At 63.2% G+C, this 12,743-nt stretch carries 12 protein-coding genes, 1 tRNA gene and 1 pseudogene; 9 read left to right on the top strand and 5 right to left on the bottom strand.

From position 1 onward, the window contains the following. Positions 1–42: 42 nt before the first annotated feature. A pseudogene (locus tag P0D80_RS09080) lies at positions 43–831 on the bottom strand (LacI family DNA-binding transcriptional regulator); the annotation flags it as partial. 183 nt (positions 832–1,014) lie between these two features. Here P0D80_RS09080 and P0D80_RS09075 point away from each other — a divergent pair. Further along, positions 1,015–1,099 (top strand) — tRNA-Leu (locus P0D80_RS09075). A 170-nt stretch (positions 1,100–1,269) separates the two neighbouring features. Here the strand turns inward: P0D80_RS09075 and P0D80_RS09070 are convergent. Continuing rightward, on the bottom strand, positions 1,270–1,773 hold the full coding sequence (locus P0D80_RS09070) for a DUF1643 domain-containing protein (protein WP_408282991.1): 504 nt from the start codon (positions 1,771–1,773) through the stop codon (positions 1,270–1,272). Positions 1,774–1,850: 77 nt separating this feature from the next. Here P0D80_RS09070 and P0D80_RS09065 point away from each other — a divergent pair, with 77 nt between their 5' ends. Genes P0D80_RS09065 through P0D80_RS09055 form a run of 3 tightly spaced genes read left to right on the top strand, consistent with a single transcriptional unit; the run spans position 1,851 to position 3,660 of the window. Next, positions 1,851–2,159 carry a hypothetical protein gene (locus tag P0D80_RS09065; RefSeq protein ID WP_132373785.1) on the top strand — a complete coding sequence of 103 codons (309 nt, stop codon included), beginning with the start codon at positions 1,851–1,853 and terminating at the stop codon, positions 2,157–2,159. A gap of 36 nt (positions 2,160–2,195) precedes the next feature. Beyond that, on the top strand, positions 2,196–3,137 hold the full coding sequence (locus P0D80_RS09060; protein ID WP_408282989.1) for a hypothetical protein: 942 nt from the start codon (positions 2,196–2,198) through the stop codon (positions 3,135–3,137). 19 nt (positions 3,138–3,156) lie between these two features. Continuing rightward, positions 3,157–3,660, top strand: a complete 504-nt coding sequence (locus P0D80_RS09055; protein WP_408175812.1) for a YgjP-like metallopeptidase domain-containing protein — start codon at positions 3,157–3,159, stop codon at positions 3,658–3,660. A 10-nt stretch (positions 3,661–3,670) separates the two neighbouring features. Here P0D80_RS09055 and P0D80_RS09050 read toward each other — a convergent pair whose 3' ends face one another. Then, entirely contained in the window at positions 3,671–5,986 is a 2,316-nt protein-coding gene (locus P0D80_RS09050) for an FdhF/YdeP family oxidoreductase (RefSeq protein ID WP_408282987.1), read from the bottom strand. Between the two features lie 170 nt (positions 5,987–6,156). Between P0D80_RS09050 and P0D80_RS09045 the strand changes: the two genes are divergently transcribed. Both P0D80_RS09045 and P0D80_RS09040 read left to right on the top strand, forming a co-directional pair. Continuing rightward, entirely contained in the window at positions 6,157–7,590 is a 1,434-nt protein-coding gene (locus P0D80_RS09045; protein WP_132373790.1) for an aminotransferase-like domain-containing protein, read from the top strand. A gap of 21 nt (positions 7,591–7,611) precedes the next feature. Continuing rightward, complete coding sequence (locus P0D80_RS09040) at positions 7,612–7,920, top strand: winged helix-turn-helix domain-containing protein (protein ID WP_132373791.1); 309 nt, start codon at positions 7,612–7,614, stop codon at positions 7,918–7,920. A gap of 65 nt (positions 7,921–7,985) precedes the next feature. Here the strand turns inward: P0D80_RS09040 and P0D80_RS09035 are convergent, their stop codons facing one another. Further along, a complete protein-coding gene (locus P0D80_RS09035; RefSeq protein ID WP_132373792.1) occupies positions 7,986–8,735 on the bottom strand; it encodes an SDR family oxidoreductase in 750 nt (249 codons plus the stop codon). A 267-nt stretch (positions 8,736–9,002) separates the two neighbouring features. Between P0D80_RS09035 and P0D80_RS09030 the strand changes: the two genes are divergently transcribed. Together P0D80_RS09030 and P0D80_RS09025 are read left to right on the top strand one after the other, a co-directional pair. Beyond that, positions 9,003–10,142, top strand: coding sequence for a BMP family ABC transporter substrate-binding protein (locus P0D80_RS09030; protein ID WP_408175815.1), 1,140 nt, complete (start codon positions 9,003–9,005; stop codon positions 10,140–10,142). Between the two features lie 43 nt (positions 10,143–10,185). Beyond that, complete coding sequence (locus P0D80_RS09025; RefSeq protein ID WP_408175816.1) at positions 10,186–10,728, top strand: nucleoside deaminase; 543 nt, start codon at positions 10,186–10,188, stop codon at positions 10,726–10,728. A gap of 86 nt (positions 10,729–10,814) precedes the next feature. Here P0D80_RS09025 and P0D80_RS09020 read toward each other — a convergent pair whose 3' ends face one another. Then, positions 10,815–11,393, bottom strand: coding sequence for a lysozyme inhibitor LprI family protein (locus P0D80_RS09020; protein WP_408282982.1), 579 nt, complete (start codon positions 11,391–11,393; stop codon positions 10,815–10,817). 309 nt (positions 11,394–11,702) lie between these two features. Here P0D80_RS09020 and P0D80_RS09015 point away from each other — a divergent pair, with 309 nt between their 5' ends. Then, positions 11,703–12,536: an SH3 domain-containing protein gene (locus P0D80_RS09015; protein WP_408282980.1), complete on the top strand. Its 834-nt coding sequence runs from the start codon at positions 11,703–11,705 to the stop codon at positions 12,534–12,536. The last annotated feature ends 207 nt before the right edge of the window (positions 12,537–12,743 follow it).

The raw sequence follows: 12,743 nt of genomic DNA, 5'->3' as shown, positions 1-12,743 counted from the left end.
ATTGGGTTGGCCATCTAAGCCTATAATCTACTTGTGGTGGGTAATCTGCAGACGTGGGCGGCGCCGGCCGCGCATGACCACCATCGCCAGCAGGTCGTTGCTGCAGAAGAGGGCGCTGGGGCGGTTTGGGCCGCTCGTCAGATGGGCGAGCACCGAGGGCGACAGTTCCTCGGCGTTGAAATCGACCTCGAGCGCGGGCGCCGGCGTGAGGCCGGCTTGCTGCATCGCCTGTGAATAGCCGAGATGCCGCTGACGGGCGCGGTCGGACGCGGCCAGCGTGCCGGCCAGCATGAGGATGCGGCGATGGCCGTGGGCGATCAGCATGCGCACGCCGTCGTAGGCGGCCAAACGATTGTCCACCGAGACCGACGGACGACGCACCGTGTCGTTATGCATCAGCACATAGAGCAGTCCCGCGCGGTCGAGTTCGTCGAGCAGCGGGTGCGTGTCGGCATCGGCGACCGTCAGGATCAGGCCTTCCACGCGGTGTTCGCGCAGCGTTTCGATGGCGTGGCGTTCGCGGTCGGCGTCGTACTGCGTGGTCATCAGCATGAGCCGGTAGCCTTGCGCCGAGGCGAGTTCGTCGATGCCTTGCAGGCACTCGGCGAACACCGGATTGGCGAGCGTCGGCAGGATCACGCCGATCAGGCGCGTGCGTTCGCCGCGCAATTGCCGCCCGAGCGGGCTGGGGCGGAAGTTCAGGGCGTCGATGGACTGACGCACCTTGTCGAGCGTGACCGGGTTGACGGTGTGCGGCGCGTTGATTGCGCGCGACACCGTGGCGATGGAGAAGCCGGCGTGGGCAGCGACATCTTTGATCGTAGGGATCATGGGTTTGCGCTCGGGTTGTAAACGTTTTCGTGAGCGGATTATCGGGAAGGTTTGTGACTTACGGATGACGCCGGTATTTGCCGATGCGGCTTGTGGAATGGGAGTGTGCGGGGCGGCGCCTGGGCGGTTTGGTACGCCCGGCGGGCAATGGTAGAATTCGCGTCCACACGCGGTTCGACCCCTGCCGGGGTGATGAAATTGGTAAACATAGCGGACTTAAAATCCGCCGCCTAACGGCTTGCCGGTTCAAGTCCGGTCCCCGGCACCAGCAGTCCCCGCAAGGGTTTCGGCCTGTTCGTGGCTTGGCCACAAATCCTTAGGGTGTGGGTTTTTCTGCCTTAGGCCGGATTCCAGGGCATTACCTGTATCCATTCGCTGTGCTGTACCACCGTCTGGCGGAAAAAGACCACGTCGCGCGAGCAGCACGCCGGAGACGGGCTAGGTTCTAGTTTCCTGCCATTGCTGCGGACTCCATTCGGTCAGCGGCTGATCGGCACGCACGTAGAGCGGGTGGCGCGGCGAGCCGTTCTTCGTCGTGCCAAGACACCACAGGCGCGCGCCGGCATCACGCATGATGCTGACGACACAAGCGGCCCGCTCGGGCCTGGCATTCGAGCCCCATGCGCAAACCACGTCGCCGTACTCGCGGGCGAAGGTCCACAGGCAGTCGTCGTTGTCGGGGCCGACCGGATCAGGATGGGACCAAAGGGCGGCCGGATCTGTCGAGCGCAGCGCGTACAGGTTGGCGACTGCCAGGCCATTACAATCCCAGAGCTTTGCGAAGCCGCGGCATCGGCGAATGGTCGGATCGTCGAGCTGCGCGTCAGCGGTGCTCGGATTGAGCATCACGAATAGCGCGGTCGATTTCTCGGGCGACAACGATTCGGCAGCACGCATCAGCCAATAGCGATAGGTGCCGCACGAGCTGATAAAGGCGTTCACGATTTCACCTCCTGATCCACCGCAAAAGATGCGGCGCATAATGACGAAATCCATTTGTCAGGGTGATGGAGGTAAATGTGACTACTTTTGCTATCGATGCCATTCGCATCAACCCGGCCAGCGACAGGATCACCCACGTGCGCTGGGCTCCCGTCGACCCGTCGACGCGTGACTGGTTATCCCCCACGTCGATTGTCGAGGTGGCCGAAGTCGTCGCCGCGATCCGCCGGGGAGACGCTGTTTGGTCCCTTTTTACGCTCGGCGGCACTCGGTTTCTGGGGCCAAAAATTGTGCCTGTCTCCCACACCGACGGCCGCGATGGGATTGACACTGACGTCCCCGGCGATCATGTCGAAAAATGCATCGACGACCTGCCGCACGTTTGACCGCCTAGCTTAGGCCATCGACGATCAGCGTGCGCATTGCAGGAGCGCTTTTCTGCAATGGCCCGTTTCCGGGAGGCTCTGATGCGAGCCTCACTGTTCGATTTCGGTGACATTGATGCGATCACCTATATCGTGCAGGTGTCGCGGCTGGCTGAACGCATGCATACGCGCATTGACCTCGGGCATCTGCAGCCTTGGGGCGAGGACAGCATTGCCGTGATCAAAAGGGCGCTCGTGAGGGGGCCCATAGGGATACGGCGCAAGCATCCGACAACGTGCGATGCTGACGACGTCTACCAACTTGCGTTTCCCACCAAAACAACCCAACTCCATCGGAGAAGAATGATGGGCAATGAAAAATCGAAGCGCGCACGCCGCGCCGCCGAAAGCCTCTTCGGGGATTTGCCGACCAGCAGCAACACCACGGCCAGCCGGTCCTCGAATCCCTTCGGCAACGACCCCTTCGACAATCCCGCCAGCGTGACGCCGACAGGGAACGAACTCGTCGTGCTGCCGGCCCAGTTCGAACTGCCGCCCGGCTATGAAGACGCGGCGGCCATGCGCGATGCGCTCGCCCGCATCTGGCGCATGGACTGGATCAAGGTCGGGAAAGACGAATGCGTGGTCAGACTGCCAGTGGGTTGGCGCGCGGACAAGTCGGTGGACGGTGTTCTGCGAATCGAATCGGCGGGCGTCGTTCGTGCGCAGGGCCGCATCGTGGAGGGCGCCGCATTGCAGATCCTTCCGCGCTACTACCTGAAGGCGGAATTCCACGAGGCGAACGACCATTGCCGGATCGTCGTGCGGGATCGCGGCCGTAACAACAGCGTCCTGAAGGATTCGTTCTGGGATACGCGCAGTGGCCCGAACCATCCTCAGTGGAAGATCCTGTCCGACTGGCTGGACAAGGAATACCCGGATCATCGCGATCCGCTTCGGTATTGGGAAGATTGCGAAGACAATCGCCGCGGCGTTTGAGTAGGTGCCGACCAGAACCATGTCCCACCTGAAATACCTGAGCGGCTACCCGCCCGCGCTGCAAGAGAAAGTCAAGAAGCTGATCGCCGAAGATCAACTCGGCTCCTATCTCACGGCGCGCTATCCCAAAACGCACGACGTGCAAACAGACAGAGCGCTGTACGCCTACTGCGCCGACCTGAAACGCGAGCACCTGCGCAGCGCGGACCAGATCGACAAGGTCACCTACGACAGCAAACTCGACGTCGTACGCCACGCACTAGGTCTGCATACGAGCATTTCCCGCGTGCAAGGCGGCAAGCTGAAGGCGAAGAAGGAAATCCGCATCGCCTCGCTGTTCAAATCGGCGGCGCCGGAATTTCTGAAAATGATCGTGGTGCACGAACTCGCTCATCTGAAGGAAAGCGAGCACAACAAGGCCTTTTACCGACTCTGCGAGTTCATGCAACCGGGTTACCACCAGATCGAATTCGACTTGCGTCTTTACCTGACGCATCGCGCATTGGCGAAAAGCCAGACCTGATCGTCACGCGTCACGCGGCAACCGCTTCAATCTCGGAAGCCTTCAACAAAACCGGAATCGACTTAGACGTCGGCGTTCCCGCGCCATCGGCGACCGACGACAGCGGCACGAGCGGATTCGTCTCCGGATAATAAGCGCCGAGACAACCGCGCGGAATGTCGTACTCCACGAGCAGAAAACCTTCCGCGTGACGCTCGATGCCGTCGGCCCACACGCTCGTGATATCCACGCGCTGTCCCGCCACGAAGCCGAGCATCGCGAGGTCGTCCTTGTTGGCGAACAACACGCGACGCTGCCCATACACACCGCGATAGCGGTCGTCCAGACCGTAGATCGTCGTGTTGTACTGATCGTGCGAGCGCGTCGTCATCAACGTCATCAGCCGCTCGCCGTGTTCTTTGCGCGCTTGATGAATCGGCGTAGCCATATCGATCGCGTGCACCAGGAACTGCGCCTTGCCGCTCGGCGTCTTCCAGATCCGCTCGCGCGACGCCACGCCGAGGTGGAAGCCGCCAGGATTCTTCAACCGCTCGTTGTAGTCCGTGAAGCCCTCGATCACCTGCGCGATGCCGTCGCGGATCAGCGAGTAGTCCGCGGCCTGCGCGAGCCAATCCACTTTCTCGCTGCCGAGCGTCGCATGCGCCATGCGCGCCACGATCGCGATTTCCGACAGCAGATTCTCCGACGCCGGTTTGTTCATGCCGTACGAGATATGCACCATGCTCATCGAATCCTCGACGCTCACGCCTTGCGCCACGCCGTTCTGCAAGTCGATCTCGGTGCGGCCGAGCGTCGGCAGAATCAGCGCGTCGCGTCCATGCACGAGGTGGCTGCGATTCAGCTTGGTCGTGATGTGCACGGTGAGGTCGCACGAACGCATCGCTTCCCATGTGCGCGGCGTATCGGGCGTCGCGATCGAGAAATTGCCGCCGAGGCCGATGAACACTTTCACCTTGCCGTCGAGCATCGCCTGAATCGTATTGACGACGTCGAGTCCGTGTTCGCGCGGCGGCTCGAAATCGTAGACTTCGCCGAGCTGGTCGAGAAACGCCTGGGTCGGCCTTTCTTCAATGCCGACCGTGCGGTCGCCTTGCACGTTCGAGTGCCCGCGCACCGGGCACAGGCCCGCGCCGCGCCGGCCGATGTTGCCGCGCATCATCATCAGGTTCGACAGGATCTGCACCGTCGGCACCGAATTCTTGTGCTGCGTGAGGCCCATGCCCCACGTCGAGATCACGGCGCGCCCCTTCACGTAGATGTCGGCGAGCTTCAGCACGTCTTCGAACGGCACGCCCGCTTCGGCGACGATCGTGTCCCAGTTTTCGGCGCGCAGGTCATCGGCGAACGCCTCGAAGCCCACGGTATGTTCGGCGATGAACGCGACGTCGAGCACGCGCTCAAGACCCGACGCCACAGCCTCATCGTCGAGTTCGATCACGCGCTTGGCGACGCCCTTGATCAGCGCGAAATCGCCGCCGACCTTCGGCCGGATGAACACGGAGCTGATCTTGGTGCTGCCCATCGTCAGCATTTCCACCGGATGCTGCGGGCTCGCAAAGCGCTCGAGGCCGCGTTCCTTCAGCGGATTGATCGACACGATGGTCGCGCCGCGTTTGGCGCACTCGCGCAATTCGCCGAGCATCCGCGGATGGTTGGTGGCCGGATTCTGGCCGAAGATCAGGAGCGTATCGGCGTGTTCGAAGTCGTCGAGCGTCACCGTGCCTTTGCCGATGCCGACCGTATGCGGCAAGCCGCGGCTGGTCGCCTCGTGGCACATGTTCGAGCAGTCGGGGAAGTTGTTGGTGCCGTACATGCGCACGAACAGCTGGTACAGGAACGCGGCTTCGTTGCTGGCGCGGCCCGAGGTGTAGAAGGCGGCGCGGTCCGGATCGTCGAGGCGCTTCAGGTGGTCGGCGATCAGGTCGAACGCTTCGTCCCAGCCGATCGGCACGTAGCGGTCGCGCACGGCGTCGTAGACGAGCGGGTCGGTCAGGCGGCCGTGCTGTTCGAGTTCGAAGTCCGATTGCGTCATCAGTTCGGCAATGGTGTGTTGCTCGAAGAACGCCGGCGTCACGCGCTTGCTGGTCGCTTCGGCGGCCACGGCCTTCACGCCGTTTTCACAGAACTCGAAGGTGGATGCATGCTCGCGATCCGGCCACGCGCAGCCGGGGCAGTCGAAGCCGTCCGGCTGATTCTGCTTGAACAGCATGCGGTAGTCGCCGCCCGTCACCTTTTCCTTGATCAGGTTGATGGCGACGTACTTGAGCGCGCCCCAGCCTGCGGCAGGGTGCGTATAGGGTTCGATGCGAGCTTCGGGTTTCTTCATGATGTTGCCGCCGGATCGGGCTTGAACGAGGCTGTTGAGCCGATAGGTGCAAGCCTACTGTGTTCCAAAAATGGCGCAGCATACAGAAAATTGGAAAGAGAAGGGATACAGTTGCGAGACTTTTGTCATAGACTGGCGTTCCAGTCCACGCTTCGATTTGACTCAGGTCCTTGAAACTGTACGAAAAACTCGCCGATGAAATGACCGAAGCCGTGCGCCGCGGGGTGTTCGCGGCGGGCGAGCGGATTCCGTCGGTGCGCCAGGCGAGCCAGCAGCACGGCGTCAGCATCAAGACGGTGTTGCACGCATACGCGTTGCTGGAAAGCCGTGGGATTGTCGAGACCCGTCCGCAGTCGGGCTATTTCGTGCGCGACGCCGCAGCGCGGGCAGTAGCGCTCGACGAACCGCGGCCCGGCCGCCTGTCAACACCGCAGACGCCGCCGGTGGCCGCCGCGGTGGACGTGAGCCGCCTCGTGCTGTCGACGTTGCGCAGCATCCGCGCGCACGACGCCGTGCCGTTCGGCTCGCCGTATCCGGATCCGTCGCTGTTCCCGTGGCGGCGCATCAACCAGTACGCGAACGCGATCGCGCGACGCCACGCGAGCTGGAACCTGATTGACGACCTGCCGCCGGGCAACCCCGAACTGATCCGGCAGATCGCCCGGCGCTACGCCGAGAACGGCGTGCCGGTCGATCCCGACGAAATCGTCATCACGCTCGGCGCGACCGAAGCGATCAACCTGAGCCTGCAGGCGGTCGCCAAACCCGGCGACACGGTGGCCGTCGAATCGCCGACTTATTACGCGATGCTGCATGCCATCGAGCGTCTGGGCATGCGCGCGATCGAGGTGTCCACGCATCCGGTGCACGGCATCGATATCGAGGCGTTGGCTCAAGTGATCGCCGAACAGAAAATCGCGGCGTGCATGGTGATGCCGAACTTCCAGAATCCGCTCGGTTTCCAGATGCCCGACACGCGCAAGCGGCAACTGGTCGAACTGCTCGCCGCGCACGAGATACCCGTGATCGAAAACGATGTCTATCAGGAGCTGTACTTCGGCGAGACGCGGCCGTCGACCTTGAAGAACTTCGACAAGAAAGGGCTGGTGCTGCACTGCGCGTCGTTTTCGAAGAGCCTGACCGCGTCGTACCGGATCGGTTGGGCGCTGCCGGGACGCTATCGCGCGCAGGTCGAGAAGCTGAAGTTTCTCAATACGCTGACCACGCCGTCGGTGCCGCAAGTCGCGGTCGCCGATTATTTGCGGCAGGACGGCTACGACCGGCATCTGCGGCACGTGCGCAAGGTCTACCGGCAGCAGGCGAGCATCATGATGGCGATGGTGCAGCGGTTTTTTCCGGTCGGCACGCGTATGTCGACGCCGCAGGGCGGATACGTGCTGTGGGTGGAACTGCCCGAGCGCGTCGATTCGATGCGGCTTTACCAGGCGGCGCTTGCGCGCAGCATCACGGTCGGGCCGGGCATGATGTTTTCGACGCGCAACGATTTCCGCCACTTCATCCGGCTCAACTACAGCTATCCGTGGACGGCGCAGACCGAAGCGGCTTTGAAGACGTTGGGTGAACTGGTCACACAGATGGCATAAGAGAACGAGGAGACATTCACCATGGAAGACGACGAACTCGATCCGGTGCTGGCCGCCGTGCTGACGCAACTGTGGCGCGCGCATCGGGAAACGCCGGGCGGCGCGTGGTCGCTCGCCAAACTGTCGAAGCAGGCGGGCGTGCCGATGAGCGGCTTGCGGCGGCACTTGACGGCGCTCGTCGACGGCGGTCTGGTGGACACCACCTTCAACGAGGAAGGTACAGGCACGGCGCGCCTGAGTGAACTCGGCGAAAGTCTATGTGCCGACTTGTTCGGCGATGGCGAGTTGCCCGATGACGACGAGGCGGATCCGTCGCCGAAGCTTCACTGAAGCGCGTCGCGCGTGACTGGGCGACAGATCGGCGAGCCGCGTGCGCGGCTCGCCTGAGCGCGAGCTTAAAGCTGGCTCATACCGCCATCGGCGATGATTTCCGTGCCGACGATGAACGCCGATTCCGGCGCCGAAAGATGCAGCACGGTCGAGGCGATTTCTTCCGGCGTGCCGAAGCGGCCGACCGGCACCTGGCCGAGAATCTGCGCGGCGGTGGCTTCGAGCGCGGCGGCGTCGAGGCCGAGCTTGCCGTACAGCGGCGTTTGTACCGGGCCGGGGCTCACCACATTGACGCGCACGCCTTGCGGCAGCAATTCCGACGACAGCGTCTTCGCCAGCGAAATCACGGCGGCCTTGCTCGCCGCATACACGGACGACGCCGGCATACCGATATGCGCATTGATCGATCCGTTGATCACGATCGACGCGCCGCGATTGAGCAACGGCAACAGTGCCTGAATCTGGAAGTAGGCGCCCTTGACGTTGGTGTTGAACATCGCGTCCCAGAAGGCTTCGTCGACATCCGGGAACGGCGCGAATTTCGCGGTGCCGGCGTTGACGAACACCGCGTCGAGGCGGATGCCGGCGGCGCTGATCGCGGCGGCCAGTTCACGCGCCGACGCCACCGAGCCGGCGTCGTTGCGCACCGCGACGGCGTCGGCGCCGAGCGCCAGTCTGGCCGTTTCGAGCGCATCGGCGTCGCGGCCGGTGATGACCACACGGGCGCCTTCGTGGGCGAATGCCTTGGCGGCTGCGAAGCCGATGCCGCTGCTGCCGCCGGTGACGAGAACCGACTTACCTTGGAAGCGAGTCATTTTGAATCTCCGAAAGAGTGTTGCGGGTTGGTGAGAGTCATAGTGCGCCTGTGCGAGATGCTTGCCGTACCACTTCTCCGATGCACTCGTTCGAAGTCATCGAACATGTTTCCTGGGCACCCAGAATACTGGATTCGTTATAGACGAGATAACGAATAATAATTTTTCCGCTGAAATTGACCTTCGAATATGGCCCCCTATGCTGGAGCCTTGCCCGGGTTATCCCGAGCGCTGGGGCAGGCACCTTCAACCATCTTCGGAGAATCCATGAAAACAACGCTGGCGCGAGCGCTGCATCATTCACTGCGCATCAAAACCGTCCGAACCGTCCGCACGCTCATTTCAGCGACGCTTGGCGCGAGCCTGGCATTCAGTGCCGCGGGGGCGTCGGCCGCCGCCACGCAGCCGATCGGCATTGCCTTCGTCTATCTCGGCAATCCCGGCGACGCCGGCTGGACCTACGCGCACGAACAGGGCGTGAAAGCGCTCGAGGCGAAATTCGGCGACAAGGTCAAGGTGACGCGCGTCGAGAACGTGCCGGAGTCGGCGGATTCGGAGCGCGTGTTCCGCGATCTGGCGTCCAAGGGCAACAAGATCGTGGTGGGTTCGAGCTTCGGCTTCCAGGATTTCGAGCTGAAGGTCGCGAAGGACTTCCCGGACGCCGTGTTCGAACATGCCACCGGCTACAAGAAGGCCGCCAACTTCGCCACCTATGACGTGCGCACCTATCAGAGCGCTTACCTGGCAGGTCTCGTCGCGGGCTATACGACCAAGTCGAATACACTCGGCTTTGTCGGCTCCGTGCCGGTGCCCGAAGTCGTGCGCAACATCAACGCGTTCACGATGGGCGCACGCTCGGTCAATCCGAATGCGCGCGTGAAGGTGGTATGGATCAACAGCTGGTTCGATCCGGGCCGCGAAAAGCAGGCTGCCGAAACGCTGATCGGCCAGGGCGCCGACGTGCTGATCCAGAACACCGATTCGACGGCGACCATGCAGACCGCCGAGCAGAAGAAGGTGCATGCGTTCGGCTGGGACTCGGATATGAAGAAGTTCGGGCCGAACGCGCAACTCGGCGCATGCGTGAGCAACTGGGGCGTGTACTACACGCATCTGGTGGATCAGGTGATGGCGGGCACATGGAACAACTCGCCGGTGTGGTGGGGCCTGAAAGAGAAAGCGATCGATCTCGCCGACATCAACACCGACGCCGTATCGCCGGCCGCGCAAAAGGCCTTGAGCCAGAAGCGCGACGACATCGTTGCCGGCAAGTTCAATCCGTTTGCCGGTCCGATCATGGATCAGTCCGGCGCGGTGAAGGTCGCCGCGGGCAAGTCGCTGAGCGATCCGGAACTGCTGCGTTTGAACTGGTTCGTGCAAGGCGTGGATGGCTCGCTGCCCAAGTAGAAATTTACTTCGCTAATCTAACTATTATTCAAGGAGATCGCCCGTGAGTCTGACCGTTTCGACGGAGGCCGCCGCCGCGGCCGCGAACTATCCGCCGCAGGGTTTGACGCCCACGCACGAACAGATCGTGCGGCATCTGCGGCATTCGAGCCGGGTGGCCGAGCGGGCGACGCTGCTAGGACATCATCCGTTCGGCGCAGTGCTGGTCGGGCCGGACCAGGAGACCGTGCTGATGGAGCAGGGCAACGTCGACACGGTGAATCACGCCGAGTCGGTGCTGGCGCGCGTGGCGGCGTTGAACTTCACGCCGGAGTATTTGTGGAGTTGCACACTGTACACGTCGGTCGAACCTTGCTGCATGTGCGCCGGGACGATGTATTGGGCCAACATCGGCCGGGTCGTGTTCGGCATGACCGAGAAGCGCTTGCTGGAAGCAACCGGCGATCACGCCGAGAATCCGACCATGAGCGTGGACTGCCGGTATGTGTTCGATCATTGCCAGAAACCGGTCGAGGTGGTCGGGCCGGTGCCCGAGGTGGAAGCCGAGGTGATGGAAGTTCAGCGCAGATTCTGGAGCGGCCGGTAGCAGTGCTTTTCCCCCTTCGCGGGAGAACGACCACCTTGCACGCATGCTGGCGTGGCGGCGCTCCGCCAGCATGCGCATCACCTTTCTCATTGCGCGGCGTCCGCCTGCATCTCCGCCGGTGCGAGCATCGCGACGCCGCAGAACCAGTCGCCGCCACGCGCTTGATGTTTCCACTGACCGCTGGTCTCCCTGAGCACGGTGGAACACTGCTCGTTCACCACGATCCCCGGATTCGCTGCCGTGCACTGACGCATCGCCACCTCGGTGGGCTGCGCGGGCGCCATGAGCGGCCTGCGCCGCGTGTCCGGTTCAACCGGCGTAGCGGACGGCGGCGGCGTTCCGGCTTGCATGCTGTCGATCAGTTTCCGCAGTTCTTCGATACGCGTCGCGTACCACGTCCCCAGACACGCCGCATCGCGGCAGTTCGCTTCACGCCATGCCCACTTGCTGTCGCTGTCGGTGAGAAAGGCCCGCCGGTTGGTGACCCGCCGACGCGCTTTCCAGTACAGTTGCCCCAGCGTGTCGTCGAGCTTCGAGAGCGCGGGGTCGTTGCAGATCATCTTCTCCGTTAGCGAGCGCCCCCTGTTGCAGTCGAAGCTGGTGGCGTGGGCGAATGGATGCGCGAACATCAGTGCGGCGATCAGAAGTGGGCGGATTCTTGTCATGGCGGTCCCGGCAGTGCATGGCTTTTTCATGCAATGGATGATCAGCCGAGTCGCCGGAATACGGACGCCCGAAAAACGCGTGAGTTCACGTGGGTGGTTACCAAATCTTGCCTCACGGGGACGGCAGGAATCGACGCGAGAGGTTGACCAAACGCTTTCAGGCATGTGCAGTGCAACTCGCCTGTGAGTCGACGCACCGCGCATGGCAATGCGGCGTGCGGTGCAGGGACCGGAAGCAGGACTCACCACAAGCAGGACAGGCCGCCAACACCTGGCAACACCAACGCGGCCCTTGAAACGGGAGAAAGAATGAAACAACACCTCGTTCGTTGTCTGTATGCGGCGGCCGGCGTGCTTGCCTTACCCGCTGTAGCTGGCGCGCAGTCGCAGGCTTATACCAACACTACCGTCAACGTCCGCGCGGGTCCGGCGCCGGATTATCCGGTCGTGGCGCAACTGCCGCGCGGTGTGCCATTGAGCGTCATGGGCTGCATCAGCAACTATCAATGGTGCGATGTCGCCGCGCCGAACTTGCGCGGCTGGGCCTATGCAGGGTCGCTCAGTTATGCCTACCAGGGCGCCAACGTACCGGTGATGAACTACGGCACGGTGATCGGGCTGCCGATCGTGACGTTCTCGATCGGTACGTACTGGGGCAACTATTATCGCGGCCGGCCCTGGTACGGCCAGCAATCGCGCTGGGCGCATCATCCGCCGCCGCCCCCGCCGCGACCCGGCGCGGGACGGCCACCAGGGCACGGCGGAGGAAGGCCACCCGGCGGATCGCCACCCGGGCACGGCGGAGGAAGACCGCCGGGCGGACCGCCACCGGGGCACGACGGAGGAAGACCGCCGGGCGGGTCGCCACCGGGGCATGGCGGAGGAAGGCCATCGGGTGGTCAGCCGCCGGGGCATGGCGGAGGAAAGCCATCGGGTGGTCAGCCGCCGGGGAATGTTGGCGGGCGGCCACCGGGTGGTCAACCGCAGGGCAATGCCGGTGGCCGGCCTCAAAGCGGTCATTCTCAAGGTGGCGGAGAGAGGCCGCCGGGCGGTGGTAACGGCGGTAACGGTGGCGGAGGACACGGCGGAGGCGGCGGCGGAGGAGGCGGAGGCGGCGGCCGTCCACCGGATCAGCATAGCTGATCGCGCTCATGCGCAAGTCGCCGCAGCGTGTTCCAGCGCGATTCGGATTCCGCCTGCGCCACAGGCGGCAGCGGAGCCCGAAACCCGGCCCGCGCGGCGCCCGCCTACGGCGTCATCACCCGCTCCAGCATGGCCATTGCGCCGTTTGACCCAGCGATCGACCGGCCCAATTAGCCAACCCGTCTGCGACACGCGACGAATTAAATT

The sequence above is a fragment of the Paraburkholderia sp. RL17-373-BIF-A genome (genome assembly GCF_046030175.1).
GTDB lineage: Bacteria > Pseudomonadota > Gammaproteobacteria > Burkholderiales > Burkholderiaceae > Paraburkholderia.
Note: the sequence above shows the minus strand (reverse complement) of the source record. Positions and strands in the feature narration are given on the sequence as shown.

Excerpts from the sequence above, each read along its gene's own strand:
- P0D80_RS09055 (WP_408175812.1), top strand. The coding sequence starts at position 3,157 with ATGTCCCACCTGAAATACCTGAGCGGCTACCCGCCCGCGCTGCAAGAG.
- P0D80_RS09050 (WP_408282987.1), bottom strand. The coding sequence starts at position 5,986 with ATGAAGAAACCCGAAGCTCGCATCGAACCCTATACGCACCCTGCCGCA.
- P0D80_RS09040 (WP_132373791.1), top strand. The coding sequence starts at position 7,612 with ATGGAAGACGACGAACTCGATCCGGTGCTGGCCGCCGTGCTGACGCAA.
- P0D80_RS09035 (WP_132373792.1), bottom strand. The coding sequence starts at position 8,735 with ATGACTCGCTTCCAAGGTAAGTCGGTTCTCGTCACCGGCGGCAGCAGC.
- P0D80_RS09030 (WP_408175815.1), top strand. The coding sequence starts at position 9,003 with ATGAAAACAACGCTGGCGCGAGCGCTGCATCATTCACTGCGCATCAAA.
- P0D80_RS09020 (WP_408282982.1), bottom strand. The coding sequence starts at position 11,393 with ATGACAAGAATCCGCCCACTTCTGATCGCCGCACTGATGTTCGCGCAT.
- P0D80_RS09015 (WP_408282980.1), top strand. The coding sequence starts at position 11,703 with ATGAAACAACACCTCGTTCGTTGTCTGTATGCGGCGGCCGGCGTGCTT.